The sequence below is a fragment of the Nocardia sp. MDA0666 genome (assembly GCF_003023875.1).
In the GTDB taxonomy this organism is placed as follows: Bacteria; Actinomycetota; Actinomycetes; order Mycobacteriales; family Mycobacteriaceae; genus Nocardia; species Nocardia aobensis.
Map to the genome: position 1 here is coordinate 134,309 of NZ_PYHT01000011.1, position 22,313 is coordinate 156,621.

Genomic DNA, 22,313 nt, shown 5'->3' on the forward strand with positions numbered 1-22,313 from the left:
TAGATCCTAGGCGGCGCGGCTCTGCGGTAATCCCCATTCGGCGGCGAGCAGTTCGTGTGAGCGCAGCCGGTCCTCGTGCCCGTAGGTGACGCTGGTGACGACGAGTTCGTCGGCGCCGGTCAACTGCTGCAGCGCGGAGAGCCGTTCGGCCACCGACCCCGGGGCGCCCACGAACTGGGTGGTGACGCGATCGTGCACCAGGCGCTGTTGCTGTTCGGTCAGCGCGGGCGCGGTGTCGGGGTCGAGGTATTCGGCGGCGCCGGCGCCGCTGCGGATGCTGTAGACCCAATGGCCGTAGGTCGAGGCCAGGTGGGCGGCGGTCGCGTCGTCGTCGGCCACGACCACATCCGCCGACACCACCAGATACGGCCGGTCGAGAACCGCCGACGGCCGGAAGGCGGCGCGATACGCCTCCACCGTCTCCACGATCGTGCCGGGGGAGACGTGATAGTTGGCCGCGAACGGCAGTCCGAGCCGGCCCGCGAGCTGAGCGCTCTCACCGCCGGAACTACCGAACAGCCACAGCTGAACCTCGGCGCCCTCACCCGGAACAGCATGCAGGGCAATACCTTCCGAGCTGCGGTAGTTCCCGGTCAGCAGGTCGCGGATCTCGCGGACCTGACGGCCGTAGTCCAGCGGCTGGGTCCCGGGCAGTTGCAGCGCCTCGAAACTCGCCGCCAGCCGGGCGGTATCGAGCAGCCGTCCGGAACTGAACGGCGGCGGGATCACCACACCGTCGCGTACCCGGGTCGGACGGTCGGGCGCGGGCACCGGTTTCACCCCCGCCGAGCGCACCTCGGCGATCCGATGTGCCGAGCGCCCCAGGCCCAGATCCAGCCGTCCCGGATACAGCGCGTCGATGGTGCCGAACGCCTCGACCACCGCCGCGGAGGTGTGGTGGCCGACCTGCACGGCGGCCGAACCGACCCGGATGGTGTCGGTGGCGGCCGCGATCAACGCGATGAGCGTGGTCGGTGCGGAGGAGGCCACCGCGACGAAATGGTGTTCGGCGACCCAGAATCGGCGGTAACCCCACGACTCGGCGTGGCGGGCCAAATCGACGGTGTTGCGCAGCGCCTGCCGTGGTGTGGACCCGGCACTGATGGGGGAGAGATCCAGAATCGACAACGGCACGGTCATGACGCTCGCACTCCTTCGCTGCCGCGATGCGGATGGCGCAGCCCCAGATGTTCGCGCAGGGTCACACCGGTGTATTCGGTTCGGAAACTGCCCAGGTCCTGGAGCTCGGGAACGACCTTGTCCACGAATTCGTCGAGTCCCGCGGGCGTGAGATGGGGGACGAGCACGAAGCCGTCGGCGGCGTCGGACTGGACGTACCGATCGATCTCCGCGGCGACCTGAGCGGGCGTGCCGACGAACTGCTGGCGCGCGGTCACCTCGATGATCAGTTCCCGGATGCTCAGCTTCTCGGCCTCCGCCTTGGCGCGCCAGGCCTCGGCGATCGCGCGCGGGTCCTTGGCGTGCCGGACGCGTCCACGGGTGATGTTCGCGTTGTCGACCGGATCGATCTCCGGTAGCGGGCCGTCGGGGTCGTAGCCGGAAAGGTCACGGCCCCAGACCTGTTCGAGGAAGGCGATCGCGGTCTGCGGTCCGACCTGCTGCAACCGGATCTCCCGCGCCCGCTCCTGCGCGTCGGCGTCGCTGTCACCGAGCACGAATGTCGCGGCGGGCAGGATCTTCAGATCGTCGCGCCGGCGGCCGTACTTCGCGAGCCGGGTTTTGATGTCGGTATAGAACTGGCGCCCGTCCTCGAGTTCGCCGTGGCGGCTGAAGATCGCATCGGCCTTCGCGGCGGCGAATTCCCGCCCCTCCTCGGAATCACCGGCCTGGATCTGCACCGGATATCCCTGCGGGCTCGCCGGTAATCCGTAGACGCCCTCGATATCGAATTGCGTTCCGCGATACCTGAATCGGGGCGCCGGGCCGCCGAACACGCCGCGTTCGCGGTCGACGACCGGCGCCCCGCCGGCGCGACTGTCCCAGATCGCGCGGGTCGCGTCGACCACTTCCGCCGCGCGCACGTAGCGCTGCGAGTGGTCGAGATAGCCACCACGCCGGAAATTCTCACCGGTGAACGCGTCGGACGAGGTGACGGCGTTCCAGGCGGCACGCCCACCCGACAGGTGGTCCAGGCTGGCGAATTGCCGTGCGAGTTCGAAGGGTTCGTTGAATGTGGTGTTGATCGTGCCGGCCAAGCCGAGATGGGACGTGACCCCGGCGAGCGCGTCGAGCACGGTGAAGGTGTCGGGACGACCGACCACGTCGAGGTCGAAGATCCGGCCGCGGTGTTCGCGCAGGCGCAGCCCCTCGGCGAGGAAGAAGAAGTCGAACAATCCGCGCTCGGCGGTGCGCGCCAGGTGGACGAAGGAGTCGAACTCGATCTGGCTGCCCGATTCCGGCACGCTCCAGACCGTGGTGTTGTTCACCCCCGGGAAGTGCGCGGCCAGATGAATCTGCTTGCGTACCTGTTGTTTCGGCATCCTCATCCTCGGGCGAGTGCGTAGCGGTTGTCGGGCCGCGTCAAGCCGATGCGGCCGCGCAGGCTGCGTGCCGGCCGGTCGAGCGCAGCGGTGAACGCGGGCACCGCCAGGGGCCGCAACACCAGACCGTCGGCGGCGCACTCGCGCTGGGTCCGGTCGAGCAGCGCGCGCAGTCCGTCGGCGGTGCCGAGATGGCGCACGGTCGCGGGCGGGGCCGGCGGACCCCAGTCGTCCAGTTGGTCGAGTTCGGCGTGTGCCCGGTCCTCGGTGGCGGCCAGATGCACTTCGACGTCGAGCAGGATCCGCACCTCGTCGGGGGACCGCCCGGCCGCGGCGACCGCGGAGCGCAGCCGGGTGCGCAGGGCGGCGGCTTCGTCGAGGTCGGCGGCGCCGACCCGGATCAGATCGGCGCGATGGACCGCGAGGCGGGTGCTCGCGGGCGACTCGGCGCGCACCGCGATCGGCGGCTGCCCCTGCGGCGGCCGAGGCGTGATCGAAGGACCCTTGACCGAGAAGTTCTCGCCCTCGAAATCGATGTAGTGCAATCGGTCGCGGTCGATGAAGCGGCCGGTCGCGAGATCGCGGATCTCGGCGTCGTCCTCCCAGCTGTCCCACAGCCGGGTCACCACCTCGATCGCCTCGTCGGCCTCGCGCCACAGCGAGGCGTCGTCCTGTGGCTGTTTGCGGCCGAACAGCGCCGTCTGCTCGGGCTCTGCGGAGACCCCGACCTCCCAACCGGCCCGGCCGTAGGTGGCGTAGTCGAGGGCGGCGATCGCCTTGGACACGTGGAACGGTTCGGTGTGGGTGACCGTCGCCTGCGGGATCAGCCCGATGCTCCGGGTGGAGGCGGCGGCGCGGGCGGCGAGCGCGATCGCGTCGAGCGGGCCGTAACCATGCGCGTCCACACCGAAGGAGTCCGGCAGGAAGACGAAGTCGAGTCCGGCCCGGTCGGCGGCGGTGATCGCGTCGAGCCAGTAGCCGGGTGTGAACAGCTCTTCGGCGCGGGAGTCGGCCCGCCGCCACGACGCCGGATGGGTACCCGTGCCGGACAATTCCACCCCGAGCAGAGGCGGGAACGACGACATGCGAAGGCGTCCTTTCGATCGACAGGAGAGACACCGCCGAATCGCGGTTCGCAGGAAGCGGAGATGTCCCGCGAACGCCGGATGGGCAGAAGCTCAAACTATGAGAAATCGCCTGCGGCGTCAGCACTCTCGATCGCGGTGAATTCTATTCTTGCGGCGGGCGGTATCGGCGGGCAGCCGCGACGGCGAGGACGGCTCGGAGGTTGCGGGCCGCCGGTCCTGCTCGCCTCCGGAATTCCGGGGCCGCGGGCTCCTATGGTGGCGGCATGTCCGATAGCGAGCGGAACACCCCGGTCGCGGTGCCGGTGGCCCCGACCGGATGGCGGGGCCGCCTGCACCGATTCCGGCACTCGCCGTATCTGCCGGCGACGGTGCTGGTGTTCATTCTGGCGATCGCGGCCGGACTGTTCGCCGGCTCCTACACCTATATCCTCGCCAATCCGACACCGCACCGGATCCCCGTCGCGGTGGTCGATGCGGGCACCGCGGTGCCGGCGCCCGACCAGCGCTTCCTCGACACCATGGATCAGGCTCTGAACGGCTCCCTGCATCCGCTGCACTACGACACTCCAGCGGAGGCGCGCGGGGCCGTCGAATCGCAGCGGGTGTTCGCCATCCTCGATGTGCGTTCCGCAGAGCGGATCCCCGTCGATATTTCGGGTGCGTCCGGATCGTCGGTGGCCCAGGTGGTCGTCACCGCGGCCGCCGAGGCGAGCCGCCAGACCCGGATACCGATCGCGGTGACCGATATCAATCCGCTGCAGCCCGGCGATCCACGCGGATTGGCGATCTTCTACATCACGCTGGCGGCGGTGATCATCGGCTTCGTCGGCGCCATCCAGCTCGGTGTGCACGCCGGTGCGTTGAGCGCGGTGCAGCGGATCGCGTTCACCGTCGCCTACGCCCTGCTGGGCGGGTTCGCGATCGCCGCCGTGGTGGATTGGTGGCTGGGCGCGCTGACGCTGCCGTTCCCGCAGTCGTGGGGAATTCTGGCGTTCACGATGTTCACCTCGGGCATGATCTTCTCGATGTTCAGCGCGCTGTTCGGACGCTGGGCGATGATCCCGACCTGGGGTGTGATGGTGCTGTTGGGCAATCCGTCCTCCGGCGGCGCGGTGTCGTGGCCGCTGCTGCCGTCGGTCCTCGGCGCGATCGGCCGCTGGCTACCGCCGGGCGCCTCGGTCAACGCCCAGCACACCGCGGTGTATTTCTCTGGCCACCAGCACATATTCCCGTATCTGGTGCTCGCCGGGTGGGCGCTGGTCGCCTCCACAGTGTTCTGGGTGTGGCGGGGCCGGCAGGCCGGCGCGGGCGAGCCCGACCCGGCCGATTCCGACGAATAGTCCGCGACCTCAGGCGGACCGTTCGATCACCGGCCGCGCGAACCCGCCCGGCACCGCGGCGAGCAACTCGCGCGTGTATTCGTGCCTCGGGTTGTCGAAAAGCGTTGCAGTGGTCGCTGTTTCGACGATCCGCCCCTGCCGCATCACCGCGACGCGATCGCTGATGCGGCGCACCACGGCCAGATCGTGGGAGATGAACAGATAGCTCAGCTCCAGCTCGGACTGCAGTCGCTCCAGCAGCGCCAGGATCTGCGCCTGCACCCCGACGTCGAGTGCCGACACCGGCTCGTCCAGCACCAGCACGTCCGGGCGCAGTGCCAGCGCCCGCGCGATCGCGACACGCTGCCGCTGCCCACCCGACAGCCGCTCCGGGCGCCGGTCCGCGACCTCGCCGGGAAGCGCGACCTGCTCGAGCAGTTCGGCGACCCGGGCGCGGCGTTCACTGCGATCGCCGATCCCGAAGGCCTGCAACGGTTCTCCGAGGATCTTCGCGACGCTGAGGGTGGGATTCAGCGATGTGTACGGGTTCTGGTACACCACCTGGACGCGGCGGCGAAACTCCCGCAGTCCGGCGCCGCGCAACCCGGAGACATCGCGCCCGTCGAAGCGGATACTGCCCGCATCGGGTGCCGACAGCCTCGCGAGGATTCGAGCGGTGGTGGTCTTGCCGGAGCCGGATTCGCCGACCAGCGCGAGTGTCTCGCCGCGATCGAGATCCAACGACACGTCGTCGACCGCATCCGTGCGCACACCCCGCGCGATCCGGAAACTCTTGCGCAGACCGGTCGCCACCACCAGCGGTTGTTCGGCACGCGGGCGCGCCCGGCGCACCGGTGTCTCGGCGCTCGGCGCGGCGGCGAGCAGCTCGGCGGTGTATTCGTGCTGCGGATCGGTCAGAACGGCCGTGGTGGTTCCGGTTTCGACGATCCGGCCGTGCCGCATCACCACGATCCGATCGGCCCGGTCGGCGGCCACCGCCAGGTCGTGGGTGATCAGCAGCACCGCGGTGCCGAGTTGTGCGGTGCGATCGGCGAGGTGGTCGAGGATGCGGCGCTGCACGGTGACGTCCAGGGCGCTCGTCGGCTCGTCGGCGATCACCAGTTCCGGTTCGCAGGCCAGCGCGATCGCGATCAGCACCCGCTGACGCTGCCCGCCGGACAGATCCTGCGGATACTGCCGTGCCCGCACGTCCGGACGGTCCAGGCCCGCCTCGGTGAGCAACCGCACCGCCTCCAGTCGCGCCGTGCGACGGTCGGCCCGCCGATGGATGCGCAACACCTCCGCCACCTGATCGCCGATGTGCTGCACCGGGTTCAGCGATGTTCCGGGGTCCTGCGGGACGAGTCCGATGCGCGCACCCCGCAGGCCGCGCAGGGTGCGTTCGGACGCGGTGTCGAGCCGGTGCCCGTCGAAAACGATTCCGCCGCCGGACACCTCCGCCGACTGGGGCAGCAGGCCGATGAGGGCATGGGCGAGTGTGGATTTGCCCGAACCCGATTCGCCGACCAGCGCGACGGTCTCCCCGCGCGCGATCTCCAGCGTCGCACCGGACACCGCGTCCGCCGACGTGCCGCTGTAGCGGACGTGCAGGTCGTCGACCCGCAACAAGGTCTCATTGCTCATGGTCGAACCTCCTGTGTCTCATCGGTCCTCCGGGGTCCCGATCGCGCGGCCGATGCGCTGGGCGGCGAGCACCACCGCGACGATCACCAGGCCGGGCAGGGTGGTCATCCACCAGGCGAGCACGAGGTAGTTGCGGCCCTCGGAGATCAGCGAACCCCATTCCGGGGTGGGTGGCGCGGCACCGTAGCCGAGAAAGCTGAGCGACGAAATCGCCAGCACCGCAACGCCGAATTCGACCGCGGCCAGCGCGGCGACCGGCGCGTACGCGGTGCGCAGGATATGGCGTATGAGCACGGTGTGCCAGCGCACCCCGGACGCGAACGCCGCCTCCACGTAGGGCGCGCGACGCACCCGCAGCACTTCCGCGCGCATCACCCGCGCGAACCGGGCGATCAGCGCCACTCCCACCGCGATGGCCACATTCCGGGTGCCCAGACCGAGCACGGTGATGAGTACCAGTGCCGACAACAGCTCCGGAATCGCCAGCAGTACGTCGACTCCGCGCATGACGACGGCATCGACGGTCCCGCCCAAGGTACCCGAGACGAGACCGATCGCCGACCCGATCACCAGTCCCAGCAGCACGGCACAGACGGTCGCCGACAGTGTCAGCGCCGCCCCGTGCGCCACCCTGGTGTACAGGTCGCGGCCGAGGTTGTCGGTGCCGAACCAGTGCTGCATGCTGGGGCCGCGGAATTTCTCCTCCGGCACTCCCGCGCGTGGATCGTCGCCGGCGAGAAGTGAGGGCGCGACCGCCCAGCCGAGGACCACGATCAGCACGAGAACCGACACCGCCAGCCCGGCGGAGGCACGAAGGCGTTTCGGCGCCAGCGCGCGCCGCGCTTCCGTGATCCGTGCGGCCGCGGGTTCGGCGATGAGCAGAGTGTCAGACATGAGCGCCCACCTTCTCCCGGGCGACGGCGACGCGGGGATCGAGGAGTGGATAGATCAGATCCACCGCCAGGTTCACCACCACGAAGGCCAGCGCGGCGATCAATACGATGCCCTGCACCACCGGAATGTCTTGATGCAGCACCGCGTTCTGGGTGAGCCGGCCCAGGCCGCCGCGCGAGAACACGGTTTCGACCACCACGGAACCCGCCAGCACCGTACCGACCCACAGTCCCGCGACGGTGAGCGCCGGTCCGGCCGCCGCGCGCAGCACATGCCGCCACTGCACCCACAGCCGCGAGGCGCCCTTGGCGAAGGCCACATCGACGAACGGCTGCCGCCACGTGGTGGCCAGACCGCTGTAGAACACCTGCGCGATCACCGCGCCGACCGGCACCGCCAGCGTGATCGCCGGCAGGATCGTGCCGCCGAAGCCGGTCCCGCCGAATGCGGGCACGAGGCGCAGCCGGAACGAGAACAGTTGCAGCAGAAGCAGTCCCACCCAGAACGTCGGCATCGCGGCACCGATCGGCGGCAACGCCGTCAGCAGATTCCGCAACCACGGCCGCCGGGTATAGGACGCGGCCACGGCCAGCGCGGTGCCGAAGACGATCGCCAGCAGCAGCGCCAGACCGGCCAGCGCCAGCGTCGAGGGAATCGACTGCGCCAGCGCGGCGGTGACGGACTGCCCGGTGTTCAGGGAGCGTCCGAGATCACCGCGGACGGCGTGGGTGAGCGCGGTCCAATACTGTTCCGGCACCGAGCGATCCAGTCCGTATCTGGCCCTCAGTTCCGCGATGGCGGCAGGATCCGGAGGTACGCCCGGATCCGCGTCGACGGCCATCTGCACCGGATCCGAGGGCAGCAGGAACAACACGGCGAAGGAGATGGTGAACGCCGCCCACAGCACCCCGATCGCCTGCAGCACCCGCACGATCACATACCGGGTCATCGGAGTCATCGCTTGCTCAGCCAGGTGTCGTAGAACTGCAGCCGCGCCGAGGCCTCGAACTTCAGATCGTGCACCGCGCCGGACACCCCGATCGCCTGCGATAGTTCGATGGTCGGCAACCACAGTCCGTTCTCGATCACCGATCGCTGCGCCTGACCGATGATCCCCGCCCGCGCCGCCGGATCGGTGGTCGAGAGCTGGTCGGCGAGCGCCTGGTCCAGCGCGGGAATCGGCCCGCGCTGGTTGAGGTTTCGCTGCCCGCGCCCGAACGTGGTGCGCAGGATGTCGCCGTCGGCGCGGGTGGTGTTGAAGTAGGTGGCGTCGAAATCTCCGGAGTTCTGCCGCGCGGTGTAGTCGGCGACGGGCGTCAACTCCAGCCGGATGTCCACCCCGATCTTGCGCAATTGCTGCTGCACCAGTTCCAAGGTCGCCTGATTCGCGGCGAACTGCGCACCGAACAGGACACCGAACGACAGCCGCCGCCCGTCCTTCACGCGGATCCCGTCGCCGCCGGGCACCCATCCGGCCTGATCCAGAATGCGGCGCGCCTGGTCGGGGTCGTAGGCTATCGACTTCGAAAGGTCCACGTAGCCAGGTGTTTTCGACGCCAGCGGCCCGGTGGCGGGCAGGAACTGCGGCCCCAGCACCGTATCCACCAGCTGCTTGCGGTCGATTCCGTGCAACAGGGCTTGGCGCACGGCGGAATCCGACAGCGGCGCGCGGCTCACATTCGGTTGCAGCCCGAAGGGAACGCCGGGGTTCGAGTCGAACTGCACCTTGGCGCCTGCGGCCTCGAGCTGTGGAATGTCCTGGGGCAGCGCGTCACTGACGGCGTCGAGCTGATTCGACGACAGGCTACCGGTGCGCACCCCGGCCTCGGGGACGACCGTGAATTCGATGCGATCCAGATACGCCTCGCCGGAATGAGCGAATACCGCCGAACCCCACCGATATCCGGGGCGCTTCACCAGCGTGGCCGACGCGTCCTGGCGATAGCCGGCGTAGACGAACGGACCGCTGCCGATATTGTCGCCGAGGCAGCGCTGTTCGGCCGGTTTCGCGGTGGTCGCGTCCGCGAGAATGCCCAGCTGCGGTGTCGAGGAGGCCTGCAGGAACTGGGCGTTCGGCGCGTCGAATCGCACCTCGGCGGTGAGCGGATCGACCGCCGTGGTGCCCGCGTAGCCGGCCAGATAGCTCGCTCCCAGCGGCGCTTTCGCCGCTGTGAGCGTGTGCACGATGGCGTCGAAGTTCTTCTGCACCGACGTCACGTTCAGCGGCGTGCCGTCGCTGAACGTGACGTCGGGCCGCAGATGGAAGGTGAATGTCTTCGCGTCCGGGCTCACCTGCCAGGAGGTGGCCAGCCATGGCTCGAGCTCCCCGCTCACGGGATCCTGATCGGTGAGCGAATCCACGATCTGGCGTGCCACGTACAGGGTTTGGTTGGTGCCGGCCTGGGCCGGATCCGAGCAGGTCGGCGCCTGGGACAGGCCGTAGCGCAGGGTGCCGCCCGGCTGCGGGGGACCGGCGTCGCCGCCACCACCGGAGGTGTTCGCGCAGGCGGCGATCGCCAGCGTCGCGGTGAGCGCGAGCGCCGGCGAAAGGATTCGTTTCATTCGGTGACTCCGGGTGGATCGATGCGGTAGCGGTCGCCGCCGAGCGGGCGGCTGGTGATGGCCCGGCGCAACTGGGGCGCCACCTCGGCCTGGAACAGTTCGAGACTTTCGCGGTGCTGCTGGTCGGTGAGCCCGTCGCCGTCGGCGCCGAGATGGATCACCTCGTGGCCCAGCCGCGCGTGATAACGCCCCAGCTTGTCGAGCACCTGCTGCGGGCTGCCGACGACGGCCGAACTGCGCTCGATGAAGTCCTCCACCGACGTGAAGACCTCCGGCGCACCGAATTTCCGGGCGACCGCGCGGCGGGCTTCGTCCAGGTGACGTCGTCGCTGCGCCACAGCTGCCGGAACAGTTCGTAGCCCTCGCGGTTGCGGTCCCATTGGTCGGCGGTGGTGACGTGGAACAGTTTCGCCTGCGCCGCGCCGTTGCCCTTGCCGACGATGAGTTCGAGGCGGCCGCCGGACAGATTGTCCAGCGTCGCATAGTCTTCGGCGGCGCGCACCGGATCGAGCAGGCTCAGCGTGGTGACGCCGGTGAACAACGCGATCCGGGAGGTCAGCGCCGCGATGTGGCTCAGCACCACCGGCGGCGCGGACGACAGGAACGGGTCCTCGTGGCGTTCTCCGACCGCGAACCCGTCGTAGCCGAGCGTCTCGGCGAGCCGGGCGCTGTCCACTACGCGGCCCAGACGGCGCGGGCGATTCGAGTACGCCGGTCACCGGGTCGGGCTGGTGGGTGATCAGCGTCGACAACAAGAATTTCATACGTGGACGGCACCGGCCTCGCCGCGCACCGGCGGATAGCGGAATCCGGACCGCACCGGCGTGTACACACCGGTGCGCTCGCGTCCGAAACGATTGCGCCGCTGCGCTTTTGCCACACGCGTCGGATACTTCTCGAACGGATGCGCGAGCAGACCGGGCTGCACGGACGGAGTGCGTTCGAGCGGGGTGTAGCCCGCCGACAGGTACAGGGCGACCGCTTCGGGTTGCCGCGGACCCGTGGTCAGGAAGATCCGCCGATATCCGCGGCGCAGCGCTTCGGCCTCGAGTTCGGCGAGTACGAAGGTCGCCAGGCCGCGGCGGCGGTGCTCGCGCGCGGTCCAGATGCGTTTCAGTTCGGCGGCCCGCTCGTCGTAGCGGCGGAACGCCCCGCCGGCGACGGGTTCGCCGTCCTCGACCACCACCAGCAGATCGCCGTGCGGGGCCGCGAAATCGGCGGCCGGGTGGTTCACCAGATCGGCGTGCACCTCACCGACGCTCCCGCCGTAGCGGCTGCTGTATTCGATGGCCAGTTCCGCCAGCAGCGGCGCGGCCATCGGATCGTCCTGGCCGACGTGAAAGACGCTGCGTACCATTAGTTCCTCCATCGGTCCCGGCGGTAGCACCCACACCCAGTTGGGGGGTTGCTGCGACGTCGTGGAGCCGGGTCTCTCGATCGCTCTGGATGGGCGAAACGTCACGCTAGGGGAATTCCGGTGCGGGGTCAGCACTCTGGATCGCGCTGAATCCAATCCTTGCCGCGACGCCCGTCCGGCGGTGTGATTACCGGTGTCGCACCGACCCGGCGAGCCCACGCACCGCCACCTCCGGATCCCACACACCCGGCCGCCCGAGGGTCAGCGGATAGCAGGCCAAACCGAGCACCATCGCACTGAAATGCCCTATGTCGGTGAAGGTTCGGCTCGCGAACACCGGAATCGCATAGAAGACGACCACCCCGAGCAGATACAGATACCGCCACGGCTTCGCGATCCGATACACCAGCACGGCGATCACACCCGCCAAGGCGTAGCTCACGCCGTAGTCGAGGGTGTTCACCGCGGATTCGGGTGCGTAACCGTGATGAACAGCCCAATACAGCACACCTTCGCTGAGGTAGGTCGCGCCGATGTGCGCGATGACGACCACCGCCAGCCAGCGCAACGTCCCCAGCCAGCGTTCGGCCTGGGCGTGGAAGATGCTGTAGCTGACCGCATAGCCGAGCCAGCCGCCGCCGGCGAGCCAGAAGGCGCTGGAGATCAGCACGTGCACCGGGTCCTCGCGCAGGTGGTGCAGATTGGTCGAGCGGTTGCCCAGCAGAATCTCGGCCTGATCGGGGGATAGGTGCCGGACCACGAGGGTGGATAAGAGCAGGATGGCCAGCCAGATGTAGGTGCCGGGCGCGTGCCGGATGTAATCGCCGATCGCGGCCGCGGCGGTCCGCCACCGGGAGCCATCTCGCCTGGGCATCGGTCACCTTCCTCGACGGACATCGAAAATCGCTTCACTGTGAGCCCTCGCGCCGCCGCTGCACTCACCCACGGCGGGTGAGCCGGCGCCACACCCCGCCGAATACCCCGAATACGGCAAAACGCCTGGTCCGGCCACGCCGGGCGCGCGCCGAGCGGCGACGACACGTACTCTCTGCTGCGGTGCGACACCGGATTCATGGTGTGGACTGGAGGGTGCTGTGTCCCGGGTGGGCGCTGTGCATGCGAGGGTGCGAGACAGAGGCGGTGAGGACGTGCGCAGGCGTCGATCTCTACTGGTGTTGTCGGCGGTACTGACGGCGGTCGTCGTGCTCGTCGGCGGATGTGGCGGCTCGGGTGCCGGCACCTCCTCGGCGCCGGCGTCCAAGGGGCCCGATATCACCGCGCCCGCGGCGATCGATGTGCCCGCCGCCGGTCACGGACCACTCAATCCGGCGACGCCCCTCGTGGTGAACTCCGCCGACGGCATGCTCACCAAGGTCACCGTCACCGACGGCGACGGCAAAGCGGTCGCCGGTGATTTCGGCGCCGACCATCACAGCTGGACCTCGAAGGATCCGCTGAACTACGGGGCCACCTACCGCGTCGATGCCCAAGCGGTCAACCTCGCCCAGGTCGCGACCGACAAGACCGTCACCGTCACCACGATCGACGCCGGTCACAAGGCATACGCGAACGTGGTGCCCGCGCCGGATCTGGTCGCCCAGACCGGCATCGGGGTGGGGCAGCCGATGGTATTCCAGTTCACCGCGCCGGTGGCGAACAAGGCGGAGGTGCAGAAGCATCTGAAGGTCACCGTCACCCCGCCGCAGCCGGGCGCGTGGTACTGGGTCGACGACAAGGATGTGCACTACCGCGCCGCGCAGTACTGGCAGCCGGGCACCAAGATCCACATCGAAGCCGACGTCTTCGGTGTCGAACTCGGCGACGGCGTGTTCGGCGCCGAGAACAACAGCGCCGACTACACGGTGCACGACTCCTGGATCGCGCAGGCCGACGGCAACACCGAACAGCTGACGATCCTGCACAACGGCGCGCAGGTCAACCAGATGCCGATGAGTCTCGGCTCGCCCGGCTTCCCGTCCCACGAAGGGCCGCACGTCATTTCGGAGAAGTCGCCGTCGATCATCATGGACTCCTGCAGTTACGGGGTCTGCGCCGGCCAGCCCGGGTACTACCGCGAGAAGGTGGACCTGGACGAACGCATCTCCAACGACGGCGAATTCGTCCATTCGGCGCCCTGGTCGGTCGGACAGCAGGGGGCCAGCAACGTGTCGCACGGCTGCGTGAACCTCTCACCCGACAACGCCCAGTGGTTCTTCGACCACTTCGGCGTCGGCGACGTCGTGGAGATCACCAACTCCGGTGGCCAGCCGCTGCCGGTGTGGGACACCTACGGCGACTGGGAGGTCCCGTGGAACGTATGGCAGGCCGGTAACGCGAGCAGCTGATCCGGCCCGCCCGGCCGCTACCATCGGAACATGTCGGCGAATATCCTGCGAATCGTTCCGCTCCTGGCGGTCCTGGTGGCGGGCGTTGCCTGCTCCTCCGGAAGTGATTCCACCCCAACGGATTCCACCCCTGTCGGCCACACCTACATCTCCACCGATGTCCAGGGCCCGCGAATCCCCGGCGACGGCCCCTTGCGCCTGACCTTCACCGAGGGCCGCCTCAGCGCCGCCGCCGGCTGCAACACCCTCATGGGCTCCGCCGCCCTGACCGGGAACACCCTCCACACCGGCCCCCTCGCGAGCACCCGCATGGCCTGCGCCGGCGACCGCGCCGGCGCCGACGAATGGGCGACCTCGCTCCTGCAGGCAAGCCCGGCATGGAGTCTCGACGGCGCGACGTTGACGTTGAAGACCGCCGACCGCACCGTGACACTGCACGAGTCGGAACCCGCCGGCTGAGCTCTGCAGTTGCCAACGGCCACAGGTGACTTCCAGTCGCATAAGCGCGGTTGAATTATGCAGGCAAATACCTGCATAATTACACGATGCTTGACACCACCGCCCTGGGCGACGCCTACCGCACGCTTCTGGAAGCCGCTGACACCGTGGCCGATTCGGATCAGACGATCGCCCTCGCACCAGGCGAATGGAATGCTGATCAGATCCTGGGGCATGTCTGTCTGATCACCGCCGCCACCATCGCCGCCGCGTCAGCCGTCGCCGCGGGCGAGCACACCACCTACGACAATCGCATTGCCCTCGACATCTGGACCATCGACCGTGTCATCGAGTTGGCCGGCGGCAGCACCGGCCTGCGCGACCGCCTGCAGCGGCAAGCCGAGGTCCTCTGCAGCCTCTCCGGCCCGGCCCTCAGCGACACCGAACTCGGCACCCTGGTTCCCACTCGCCTGCTCTCCAACGACGCCGTGTTGGTCGATCAGCCACTGCCTCTGCGCGATCTGATCATCGGCCTGGCCGACGTGGAGCTACCGGGCCACACCCAGCAACTGCTGGCCTTGCTGCACGGTCGAACCGCCGAAGCCACGGTCTGACCGGCGGTGGCGTCGGATGTCGCCCGGACGCCCCGACGAGCCTGGGCGGTGGCACAATCGTGCGATGACGGCCGCCAGAACCGCACGCCACCAATGGATCTCGGCATTGTTGGCCTCTTGCAGCGATTCAGAGCTCACCGAGTCGGTCGGCGCCGGCCGAGTCATCAGCGTGGGTGTGGGTGGTGGCGCGGCGCTTGTCGACGTCGACAGCGTGCCGGTGTTCGCCAAGCGGATCCCGCTGACCGACCGGGAGCTCGCCGATCCGGGCTCCACAGCGAACCTGTTCGACCTGCCGATGTACTGCCAGTACGGCATCGGCGGACCGAGTTTCAACGCATGGCGAGAACTGGCCGCCAACATCATCGTCACCGACGCCGTTCGCGCCGGCGAGACACAATCGTTTCCGATCCTCTACCACTGGCGGGTGCTTCCCGGCCGGTCGCCGGTCGCAGCCGAACACGCCGACATCGACACCGTGGTCGCCGCCCAGGGCGGCAGCTCGGCCGTGCGGGCTCGCCTCGAAGCGCTGGCCGCCGCACCGTGCAGCCTCGTGCTGTTCTGCGAATACATCCATCACCCCATAGCCGGCTGGCTGCGAGAGGACCCGGCGGGTAAGGCGGCCACCGTCGAGCGGCAACTCTCGGAGAGAGTGACGCTGTTGCGGAATCGGGAGTTGCTGCACATGGACGGACACTTCGGCAACATGCGCACCGACACGGAGCGGATCTACCTGACCGACTTCGGGCTTGGAACATCGCCGAAATTCGACCTGTCACCCGCCGAGCACGACTTCGCCGAGCAGCACGTCACTCACGATGCCGCCTACGCCGCCATGCGACTGGTCAACTGGCTGGTGACCGATGCCTGCGGGGTGCCGACACCGCCCACCGGCGGTCCGGCCGCTCGCAACGAGTACGTACTCCGGTGCGCCGCTGGGCACATCCCGGATGACGTGCCACCGCCGGACGCAGCGATCTTGGCCCGGCACGCCCCCACCGCCGCGAAAATGAACGCCTTCTATTGGCGACTGTTCGACGGCGACCTCCACGCGCAGTACCCGGATATCTGAAGCGGATGGGCCGATCCCGGCAACGAACGAACGTTACTGCGCTGCAACGAATCCTGCTCTACAAGGGATTGGGCAGTCCCAGGGCGGTGTTCAGGCGATAAGCCCCGCGGAGTCCGTGGAACACCGCCATAGCCAGCGCACCGACCGACGCGCCGGCGATGCCCGCAAGAGTGTGTGCGCCGAAATCGGCCCAGTATCCGATCATGGCCGCCAGTGCGAGACCGAGGGTTCCGGCCACCGCGTTGCGCAACGCGGAGTTGCCCCACACGTTCGGGAATTGTTCACCGACCATGCCTTTCACGAAATGCGGGACGGCGTTCGCGCCCATTATCCCGGCCAGCGACGCAAGTAGGACTGTAAGCCACACGAGGAATCACCCCTATTCAGTCAACATTGTTGACTGAAGATAGCAGCCGGTACCCGTTCGGTCAACGCCATAGACTGATCAGGTGAGTTCCCGACCAGTCACTCGTGCTCAGCAGCGCCGCGATACCGAAGCGCGCATCTTGCAGGCGGCGCGGAGCCTGTTCGCCGAGGCCGGATACGAAGCGACCACCATCCGCGCGATCGCAGCCGAAGCGGCCACCGATCCCGGACTCGTCATGCGCTATTTCGGTTCGAAGGCAGACCTGTTCGCGCGGGTCGCGGGCATCGAACCGGATGACGAGGTGACGGGCACTCCCGAGCAGGCGGCTGAACAATTGCTGGCCGCTCTGGAACACAAACTCGCCGAGCAGCCGATAGACGCGCTGGCAGCGATCCGCTCCATGTTCACCCACCCCCAAGCGGCCGATGACATCCGATCGGCCATGACCACCCGGCAGCGACAGGCGGCAGACCACATGGCCACCACCGACGCCGACCTGCGGGCCGGGCTCATCGGCGCAATCACCATCGGCGCCGTCATCGGGCGCCACCTGCTCCAACTCGACGGACTGCGCGACGCCGAACCGGAACGGATCACGACCATGCTCCGACACGCCTTCCACGACATCGTCCACGGCACACCGGAATCTCCGCCCGACCATGCCGCACCGGGCACATCGCACGAATAGGGCGTCCATCGCGGTCACCACGAGCGTCGCAACGACGTGAGACACGGTTTCGGCGACGCGTCCGCGCAACCGCCGGCCTGTTACTCTGCCGACGAGTCGCTCCCGCCGTCGATAGTGGACGCCAGACACCATGTCGGTTCGGTCCGAACTCCGTATTCGCCTATAAGACGTCCAGCGCAGAGTTGAACGATGCTGTTAGGTCGCTTCTAAGTGCGCCGCGACTCCAGCGCTTTCCGAATGAGTTCCCGGGCGCCGCATCCTGTCACGGACTGGCCCGCGAGTATGTCGAATGCGCGGCCGTACTGGGCGATTTCCCTCGGTTGCGTGATGGTCAATTCGGCTGTAACGGTTTCCACCACTACACGTTTGTCGTCGAACAGGGCGAAATTGGTCATGGATACGGCATACGGTGCGTCCGCCGGAACGATACCCACGAATACCCGGGGCATACCTATCACGGCCAGCAGGCGGTCCAGCTGACCGATCATGATCCGATTGTCGCCGACCGTGGTCCGCAAAGCTTGTTCCGCGATGACGAAATGGAACCGATGGTTTCGTCGGTACAGAATCTGCTGTCGTTCCATACGTTTCGAGACGCCCGCTTCGATATCGTTCGGCACTCGCTGGAACTCGACGACGCTACGCAGCACGTTCTCGGCGTATTCGGCGGTCTGGAGCAGACCCGGGACGAGAAACGGATGGTAGACCCGCAGGACGTCGGTTTCCGCTTCCCACTTGATCGAAGCTTGCTGACGCAGTTTCGTTCCTGTGCCGAGCACACGTCGCCATTCGAGCCACGCGGCTTCGAGATTGCGGAGTGTGGCGGTCAGTTCCGGTATCTGGTCCTGCGCGGTGGTGAGAACGCACCAGGTACGGATGTCCGTCTCGGTCGGTTTCGTCTTGCCGTATTCGATTTTGGAGACCTTGGTTTGATGCCAGCCCGCCAGGCGCGCCAGCTCTGTTCCGGTTAGGCCGGCATCCGAGCGAAGCTCCCGGAGCCGTGCCCCGAGAGCTTCTTTGGCCTGGTCCAGTGAATCGGTCACGACTCGTCGTAATCCGCCAGCGGCACTGCCAGTGACCACACACGTTCCTTGACCGACCGGATGTAGGCGACCAGTTGCGGATCGGTGGTCACCGCGCCGCCGAGCCACCGGCCGTCGATACCCGGTTCGAAGATCGTGAAGGCCACGACCGAATCATCAAACATCCACCAATCGTCGGTCGTCAGCAGTTCCGGGGCGATCCGGTGTCTGCTCAGGTAACGGACATCCTCGCCCGCCTCGACATTCAGGCGCGCAACGTATTTGGCGTATCTGGTGTAGTCGCTGTGCGGAACGGTCACCACACGCGCCCGGTTGACCGCTACACCTCTGCGTTTTGTGTCCCGAACGTGATCGAGCCACGGCTCGAACCACCGAAAATCATCAAGGGCTCCAGTGAGGAACCGACGCAAAGGCGCGTAGTCGTCCGGATAGTAGTTGTCGCGAACCTCGAGGTGGAAGGCTTCACGCTGCGCCCGGCGGAAGAGGTCGTCGAACGCCTCACCCTGCACTAATTCCATTGCCGTAGAACGTCCTTCCTGGCTTCGGTACTTCGATGCAGGTTTCGTCGGGGCGGATGTCCATCTGAGCGAGGGCTTCGGCATCCGTCACCGCCTCACCGCTCAGGGTGAATGTTCCCCTGCTGTGTCGTGAAGCTTGGCGCCGATGTATGTATCGGGCTCGGCGAAGCCGGCGAGTAGATGAGGTATTTCGACCATTCCGGATGTGCCCGTCTTCCAGCCCTGTACGACGTAGCTTCCTCTGTCGGTCGCGAACAGGGTCGGGCAACCGCCACCCTCCGAGCCGCCCCTGCCGAGAAATGTCAAACGCATGTCTGAGCCTCCGATCGAATTATGCGGATTCATGCTCCGTCAGCGACCATCGTGGCCGAAGAATGAAGGCATGGGCCAGTTTCGATGCATTTCGAGCATACTCGTGCATGGCTCTGGATCGGAGCGCCTGCCGGTTCCTACCGTCGTTTTCAGCCGCCCGGAGCAGGTGTCTCGTCCCGGCTCCGGGTTGCTTACCAATGGCTTCGACCAACGGGTTCGACTCAGGAGGAGCGGTGCGGCACTTTCTGATCAGGGTGCATTGCTGTGGCCCGCGGTGGGTCGTTCATGCACCGAGATTGCGTACGTGGACGGTCGTCGGCGAGAAGCGGAGCATCGCGAGGGTTGCCAGGGAGATGGTTTCGGACGTGGCACGGCTCGAGCCGGCGCGGTTCGAAGTGGAACTCGTTGCGGGACGCGCTCTTCGGGATGAAGGCGAGTTCGTGGCGGTGGAAGAGCTCGCGCGGCGGTGGGTTGGTCCCGTCGGTTCGGGCACCGAATACCCGGAGCGGGTCACGGCGGCGGACAACGCCCGATCGACGGTGTGCCCGTATGTGGTGGACGTGGATGCCGCGAGACCGGACGAGGTTCCTCCACTACTGTTCAACCTTCGGTTGCATGCCGGGCACGGGTGCAGGTCCGAGATCACTTTGGCGAGGATCTGCCGCGAGCGAGGCCATCTGGCCCCGGATTAGTTCGGCGGCGCAAGTTGTCGCTCCGTGACGGCGAGGGCGAAGGCATCGCGGGCTGGTCGATTGCTGGCCACCTGCGGGTAGGGAAACGGAAACGGCGTGCAAGCATGTTCGACATGGCGATTGCTACGGGATCCATTGCTCACGTCCGTCTCACGGTGTGCGATATCGGCCGTTCGCGGGACTTCTACGACAAAGTTTTCGGCTGGCCTGTGGCGCTGGAGGTTCCGGCCGATGCGGATCAGCAGACGCGCGAGCACCTCGGCTTTCTCTACGGCGGAGTGATCTACCGGATGGAACACGGGTTGCTCGGACTGCGGCCCGTGGGCAACGATCGGTTCGACGAGAATCGCGTCGGTCTCGACCACCTCGCTTTCCCGGTTGCCTCACTCGCCGAATTGGAATCCGCCGCAGCGCATCTGGACGCGTGCGGGGTCGCGCATGAGGACATCAAGGACATCGGTGTCAGTTACATACTGGAGTTCCGGGATCCGGACAATATCGCCCTGGAGCTGGTCGCACCCAAGTAGCCGTCAGGTGCGTGGACGGCGGCGACAGCCGGGCTCGGTGTAGTCGGCGTCGCCGCCGCGTGACCGAGCCCGGGCGCCCGGCTCCCTCGATCCGGCGTCGTGCCCGCCGCCCTGACCTACGTGCGCAGGGTGCGGTCGAACAGGGCCAGGAGTTCGCGATAGTGCCGTTCGGCGGCTTCGGGGTCGTAGGCGGAGGTGTCGGCCTGGGTGAACCCGTGGTGGGCGCCCGCGTAGACCTCGGTGCGGTGGCGAACCCCGGCGTCGGCGAGCGCCTTGTCGAACGCGCCGATGTGTTCGGCGGTCATGTGGTCGTCCTCGCCGGCGTGGGCGAAATACAATTCGCCCGTGATGTTTCCGACACTGCGGTGCGGGCTGTCGGCGGTGTCGGTGACGAGCGGTCCGCCGTGGAATCCGGCCGCCGCCGCGACCCGGTCGGGGAACATGGCGGCGGTCAGCACGGCCAGGCGGGCACCCATGCAATAGCCGGTGACGCCGGCCTTGCCCGCGGTGACCTGCGGCGAGGCCGCGAGCCAGTCGAGGTAGGCGCCGGCATCGGAGCGCCAGAGCTCTGGTGTCAGGTCGCGGATCATGGGGAAGATCTGCTGGAAGATCTCGGGGCGCTGCGCCGGGTCGATGAAGTCCGGCAACTCGATCACCGGTGCGCGCCCGTGGCGGTAGTAGGCGTTGGGAAGCAGGACGGTGTAGCCGCCGGCGGCGATCCGGTCGGCCAGCGCCCGCAGGCTGGGCCGCAGCCCGAAACCGTCCTGGATCACCAGCACTCCGGGATGGGCGGCGCCGTCGGCGGGGGAGGTGAGGTAGGCGTCGGCGACACCGTCGGGTGTCCGCACGTCGACCGATACACCGTGCGTTGCAGTCATTGTCGAATCCTTCTGTCGTAGTCGAGTTTTCGTGATCGATACGACGAAGGCGGAGCCCGGGCGACACCACGGCGGGCCCGATCGATACGCGAGCCCGTACCGGCCCGCACGGCGCTCAGCAGAGCACCGGGTAACCCATCCGTGTGTGGCGCGAAGCCGTCCCGGTAGACATCGCCTCACACCATAGCCCGCCGCGCCGCGCCGGTGGAACCGCCGGCACCTGTCGACCGGGCGCGGCACATCCCGGTAGGCGGAAGGCCGGTCCGCCCGGCACCTGCCGATCGGTGTCCAGCTGGTCGCCGCGTTCGGCCGCGAAGATCTGTTGCTGCAGGTCGCGGCGCAACTCGAGCAGGCGCGTCCATGGCGCACGACTCCGGTGTGGCCGCCCGCCGAGTGACCGTGGTGCGATCCCGGTCGTCGTTTCGCTCAGTGGGAGTTGAGGATTGGCAACCCACGGAACCGCCGGTACCGTGCGCACATGCCGGACATGTCTGTCTTTCGTGAGATCGCGGCGCGCGTGAACAACTGGGGGCGCTGGGGCGCCGACGACGAAATCGGCACCCTGAACTTCGTCACCGACGAGGTGGTGCGGGCCGCTGCGGCGACCGTGCGCACAGGCCGACGGGTCGGGCTGGCGCTGCCGCTGCATCAGCGCGGCGTGCAAACCGGGCTCGTGCCCGGGCGCGTGAATCCGCTGCACACCATGGTCGCCCTGAACTGGGAGATGTTCGGCCCCGGCACGATTGCGACCAGCGATGATTCGATCACCATGGGGCTGCAGGCGGGCACGCACTGGGACGGCTTGGGGCATGTCTCCTATGCCGGGCGCCTCTACAACGGCCGTCCCGCCGACTCGATCACCGCCCACCGCGGTGCGCGGTTCAGCGGTATCGAGAAGGTGCCCCACCTGGTATCGCGCGGAGTGCTGCTCGACGTCGCGCACGCCCGCGGAGTCGATCGACTGGCCGCCGATCACGCCGTCTCCCCGGAGGATCTCGACGCCGCCGCCGCGCTGGCGCAGGTGCACATCCGGCCCGGCGATGTGGTGCTCGTGCGCACCGGACAGATGCGGCTCTACCTCGCCGGTGACCGCGAGGGCTACGCGACGCCGTCGCCGGGGTTGTCGGTGCGCTGCCCGGAATGGTTCCACGCCCGTGACGTCGCCGCCGTCGCCACCGACACGCTGACCTTCGAGATCTGCCCGCCCGAGGCGGACGGGCCGTGGCTGGCGGTACATGCCCTGCACCTGGTCGAAATGGGCATGCTGCAGGGGCAGAACTGGAACCTCGAGGACCTGTCGCGGGTGTGCGCCGAGGACGGCCGCTACGAATTCCTGCTCTCGGCGATGCCGGAACCGTTCGTCGGCGCCACCGGGAGTCCGGTCGCCCCGGTCGCGATCTTCTGACCGCTGCGCGGCGCGCCGGGGCGCGATGGTTACGGTTGGGGACGCGGCATCG

21 protein-coding genes, 2 pseudogenes and 1 riboswitch are annotated in these 22,313 nt (G+C 67.8%); of the genes and pseudogenes, 9 read left to right on the forward strand and 14 right to left on the reverse strand.

What is annotated here, in order from left to right; genetic code table 11:
- Nucleotides 1-6: 6 nt before the first annotated feature.
- The 3 genes from C8258_RS17565 to C8258_RS17575 are packed head-to-tail and all read right to left on the reverse strand — an operon-like array spanning nucleotide 7 to nucleotide 3,586.
- Nucleotides 7-1,140, reverse strand: coding sequence for an LLM class flavin-dependent oxidoreductase (locus tag C8258_RS17565; RefSeq protein ID WP_106956090.1), 1,134 nt, complete (start codon nucleotides 1,138-1,140; stop codon nucleotides 7-9).
- Nucleotides 1,137-2,501 carry an NtaA/DmoA family FMN-dependent monooxygenase gene (locus C8258_RS17570; RefSeq protein ID WP_106956091.1) on the reverse strand — a complete coding sequence of 455 codons (1,365 nt, stop codon included), beginning with the start codon at nucleotides 2,499-2,501 and terminating at the stop codon, nucleotides 1,137-1,139. Before C8258_RS17570 ends, C8258_RS17565 begins: the two co-directional genes overlap by 4 nt.
- Nucleotides 2,502-2,503: 2 nt before the next feature.
- Nucleotides 2,504-3,586: an LLM class flavin-dependent oxidoreductase gene (locus C8258_RS17575; RefSeq protein ID WP_106956092.1), complete on the reverse strand. Its 1,083-nt coding sequence runs from the start codon at nucleotides 3,584-3,586 to the stop codon at nucleotides 2,504-2,506.
- 266 nt (nucleotides 3,587-3,852) lie between these two features.
- On the opposite strand from C8258_RS17575, the gene C8258_RS17580 reads away from it, so the two are divergent.
- Nucleotides 3,853-4,929, forward strand: a complete 1,077-nt coding sequence (locus C8258_RS17580; protein WP_233225154.1) for an ABC transporter permease — start codon at nucleotides 3,853-3,855, stop codon at nucleotides 4,927-4,929.
- 9 nt (nucleotides 4,930-4,938) lie between these two features.
- Here C8258_RS17580 and C8258_RS17585 read toward each other — a convergent pair whose 3' ends face one another.
- The 7 genes and pseudogenes from C8258_RS17585 to C8258_RS17615 form a co-directional block, all read right to left on the reverse strand.
- A complete protein-coding gene (locus tag C8258_RS17585) occupies nucleotides 4,939-6,552 on the reverse strand; it encodes an ABC transporter ATP-binding protein (RefSeq protein WP_106956093.1) in 1,614 nt (537 codons plus the stop codon).
- A gap of 18 nt (nucleotides 6,553-6,570) precedes the next feature.
- Complete coding sequence (locus C8258_RS17590) at nucleotides 6,571-7,446, reverse strand: ABC transporter permease (RefSeq protein WP_106956094.1); 876 nt, start codon at nucleotides 7,444-7,446, stop codon at nucleotides 6,571-6,573.
- On the reverse strand, nucleotides 7,439-8,395 hold the full coding sequence (locus C8258_RS17595; protein ID WP_106956160.1) for an ABC transporter permease: 957 nt from the start codon (nucleotides 8,393-8,395) through the stop codon (nucleotides 7,439-7,441). The genes C8258_RS17590 and C8258_RS17595 overlap by 8 nt, the downstream gene beginning before the upstream one ends.
- A 5-nt stretch (nucleotides 8,396-8,400) precedes the next feature.
- Nucleotides 8,401-10,008 carry an ABC transporter substrate-binding protein gene (locus C8258_RS17600; RefSeq protein WP_106956095.1) on the reverse strand — a complete coding sequence of 536 codons (1,608 nt, stop codon included), beginning with the start codon at nucleotides 10,006-10,008 and terminating at the stop codon, nucleotides 8,401-8,403.
- A pseudogene (locus tag C8258_RS17605) lies at nucleotides 10,005-10,772 on the reverse strand (LLM class flavin-dependent oxidoreductase). The gene C8258_RS17600 and the pseudogene C8258_RS17605 overlap by 4 nt, the downstream one beginning before the upstream one ends.
- 128 nt (nucleotides 10,773-10,900) lie before the next feature.
- Nucleotides 10,901-11,377 (reverse strand): annotated as a pseudogene (locus C8258_RS17610) (GNAT family N-acetyltransferase); the annotation flags it as partial.
- Nucleotides 11,371-11,461, reverse strand: a riboswitch (SAM riboswitch). Its footprint overlaps the pseudogene before it by 7 nt.
- 91 nt (nucleotides 11,462-11,552) lie before the next feature.
- On the reverse strand, nucleotides 11,553-12,239 hold the full coding sequence (locus tag C8258_RS17615; RefSeq protein WP_106956096.1) for a rhomboid-like protein: 687 nt from the start codon (nucleotides 12,237-12,239) through the stop codon (nucleotides 11,553-11,555).
- Between the two features lie 274 nt (nucleotides 12,240-12,513).
- Here C8258_RS17615 and C8258_RS17620 point away from each other — a divergent pair, with 274 nt between their 5' ends.
- The 4 genes from C8258_RS17620 (at nucleotide 12,514) to C8258_RS17635 (ending at nucleotide 15,831) form a co-directional block, all read left to right on the forward strand.
- On the forward strand, nucleotides 12,514-13,710 hold the full coding sequence (locus tag C8258_RS17620) for an Ig-like domain-containing protein (RefSeq protein WP_158271273.1): 1,197 nt from the start codon (nucleotides 12,514-12,516) through the stop codon (nucleotides 13,708-13,710).
- A gap of 30 nt (nucleotides 13,711-13,740) precedes the next feature.
- The gene (locus C8258_RS17625) at nucleotides 13,741-14,169 is read left to right on the forward strand and encodes an META domain-containing protein (protein WP_106956097.1); all 429 of its coding nucleotides are present in this window, start codon (nucleotides 13,741-13,743) and stop codon (nucleotides 14,167-14,169) included.
- An 86-nt stretch (nucleotides 14,170-14,255) separates the two neighbouring features.
- On the forward strand, nucleotides 14,256-14,762 hold the full coding sequence (locus C8258_RS17630; RefSeq protein WP_106956098.1) for a hypothetical protein: 507 nt from the start codon (nucleotides 14,256-14,258) through the stop codon (nucleotides 14,760-14,762).
- A gap of 64 nt (nucleotides 14,763-14,826) precedes the next feature.
- A complete protein-coding gene (locus C8258_RS17635; RefSeq protein ID WP_106956099.1) occupies nucleotides 14,827-15,831 on the forward strand; it encodes a serine/threonine protein phosphatase in 1,005 nt (334 codons plus the stop codon).
- 58 nt (nucleotides 15,832-15,889) lie between these two features.
- Here C8258_RS17635 and C8258_RS17640 read toward each other — a convergent pair whose 3' ends face one another.
- Nucleotides 15,890-16,123, reverse strand: a complete 234-nt coding sequence (locus C8258_RS17640) for a hypothetical protein (RefSeq protein ID WP_199195744.1) — start codon at nucleotides 16,121-16,123, stop codon at nucleotides 15,890-15,892.
- A gap of 157 nt (nucleotides 16,124-16,280) precedes the next feature.
- Here C8258_RS17640 and C8258_RS17645 point away from each other — a divergent pair, with 157 nt between their 5' ends.
- The gene (locus C8258_RS17645; RefSeq protein WP_106956101.1) at nucleotides 16,281-16,886 is read left to right on the forward strand and encodes a TetR/AcrR family transcriptional regulator; all 606 of its coding nucleotides are present in this window, start codon (nucleotides 16,281-16,283) and stop codon (nucleotides 16,884-16,886) included.
- A gap of 206 nt (nucleotides 16,887-17,092) precedes the next feature.
- On the opposite strand, the gene C8258_RS17650 is transcribed toward C8258_RS17645, so the two are convergent.
- Nucleotides 17,093-17,929, reverse strand: a complete 837-nt coding sequence (locus C8258_RS17650; protein ID WP_106956102.1) for a helix-turn-helix transcriptional regulator — start codon at nucleotides 17,927-17,929, stop codon at nucleotides 17,093-17,095.
- Nucleotides 17,926-18,447, reverse strand: a complete 522-nt coding sequence (locus C8258_RS17655) for a DUF6879 family protein (RefSeq protein WP_106956103.1) — start codon at nucleotides 18,445-18,447, stop codon at nucleotides 17,926-17,928. Before C8258_RS17655 ends, C8258_RS17650 begins: the two co-directional genes overlap by 4 nt.
- A 665-nt stretch (nucleotides 18,448-19,112) precedes the next feature.
- Between C8258_RS17655 and C8258_RS17665 the strand changes: the two genes are divergently transcribed.
- Complete coding sequence (locus C8258_RS17665) at nucleotides 19,113-19,451, forward strand: hypothetical protein (RefSeq protein ID WP_146161257.1); 339 nt, start codon at nucleotides 19,113-19,115, stop codon at nucleotides 19,449-19,451.
- 113 nt (nucleotides 19,452-19,564) lie between these two features.
- Nucleotides 19,565-19,978, forward strand: coding sequence for a VOC family protein (locus C8258_RS17670; RefSeq protein WP_106956105.1), 414 nt, complete (start codon nucleotides 19,565-19,567; stop codon nucleotides 19,976-19,978).
- A gap of 116 nt (nucleotides 19,979-20,094) precedes the next feature.
- Here C8258_RS17670 and C8258_RS17675 read toward each other — a convergent pair whose 3' ends face one another.
- Entirely contained in the window at nucleotides 20,095-20,856 is a 762-nt protein-coding gene (locus C8258_RS17675; RefSeq protein WP_106956106.1) for a dienelactone hydrolase family protein, read from the reverse strand.
- 478 nt (nucleotides 20,857-21,334) lie between these two features.
- On the opposite strand from C8258_RS17675, the gene C8258_RS17685 reads away from it, so the two are divergent.
- On the forward strand, nucleotides 21,335-22,261 hold the full coding sequence (locus C8258_RS17685; RefSeq protein WP_106956108.1) for a cyclase family protein: 927 nt from the start codon (nucleotides 21,335-21,337) through the stop codon (nucleotides 22,259-22,261).
- Nucleotides 22,262-22,313 lie beyond the last annotated feature (52 nt).

Excerpts from the sequence above, each read along its gene's own strand:
- C8258_RS17565 (WP_106956090.1), bottom strand. The coding sequence starts at position 1,140 with ATGACCGTGCCGTTGTCGATTCTGGATCTCTCCCCCATCAGTGCCGGG.
- C8258_RS17655 (WP_106956103.1), bottom strand. The coding sequence starts at position 18,447 with ATGGAATTAGTGCAGGGTGAGGCGTTCGACGACCTCTTCCGCCGGGCG.
- C8258_RS17575 (WP_106956092.1), bottom strand. The coding sequence starts at position 3,586 with ATGTCGTCGTTCCCGCCTCTGCTCGGGGTGGAATTGTCCGGCACGGGT.
- C8258_RS17570 (WP_106956091.1), bottom strand. The coding sequence starts at position 2,501 with ATGCCGAAACAACAGGTACGCAAGCAGATTCATCTGGCCGCGCACTTC.
- C8258_RS17640 (WP_199195744.1), bottom strand. The coding sequence starts at position 16,123 with ATGGTCGGTGAACAATTCCCGAACGTGTGGGGCAACTCCGCGTTGCGC.
- C8258_RS17595 (WP_106956160.1), bottom strand. The coding sequence starts at position 8,395 with ATGACCCGGTATGTGATCGTGCGGGTGCTGCAGGCGATCGGGGTGCTG.
- C8258_RS17670 (WP_106956105.1), top strand. The coding sequence starts at position 19,565 with ATGGCGATTGCTACGGGATCCATTGCTCACGTCCGTCTCACGGTGTGC.
- C8258_RS17615 (WP_106956096.1), bottom strand. The coding sequence starts at position 12,239 with ATGCCCAGGCGAGATGGCTCCCGGTGGCGGACCGCCGCGGCCGCGATC.
- C8258_RS17590 (WP_106956094.1), bottom strand. The coding sequence starts at position 7,446 with ATGTCTGACACTCTGCTCATCGCCGAACCCGCGGCCGCACGGATCACG.
- C8258_RS17685 (WP_106956108.1), top strand. The coding sequence starts at position 21,335 with ATGCCGGACATGTCTGTCTTTCGTGAGATCGCGGCGCGCGTGAACAAC.
- C8258_RS17635 (WP_106956099.1), top strand. The coding sequence starts at position 14,827 with ATGACGGCCGCCAGAACCGCACGCCACCAATGGATCTCGGCATTGTTG.
- C8258_RS17630 (WP_106956098.1), top strand. The coding sequence starts at position 14,256 with ATGCTTGACACCACCGCCCTGGGCGACGCCTACCGCACGCTTCTGGAA.
- C8258_RS17675 (WP_106956106.1), bottom strand. The coding sequence starts at position 20,856 with ATGACTGCAACGCACGGTGTATCGGTCGACGTGCGGACACCCGACGGT.
- C8258_RS17625 (WP_106956097.1), top strand. The coding sequence starts at position 13,741 with ATGTCGGCGAATATCCTGCGAATCGTTCCGCTCCTGGCGGTCCTGGTG.
- C8258_RS17600 (WP_106956095.1), bottom strand. The coding sequence starts at position 10,008 with ATGAAACGAATCCTTTCGCCGGCGCTCGCGCTCACCGCGACGCTGGCG.
- C8258_RS17580 (WP_233225154.1), top strand. The coding sequence starts at position 3,853 with ATGTCCGATAGCGAGCGGAACACCCCGGTCGCGGTGCCGGTGGCCCCG.
- C8258_RS17665 (WP_146161257.1), top strand. The coding sequence starts at position 19,113 with ATGGTTTCGGACGTGGCACGGCTCGAGCCGGCGCGGTTCGAAGTGGAA.
- C8258_RS17585 (WP_106956093.1), bottom strand. The coding sequence starts at position 6,552 with ATGAGCAATGAGACCTTGTTGCGGGTCGACGACCTGCACGTCCGCTAC.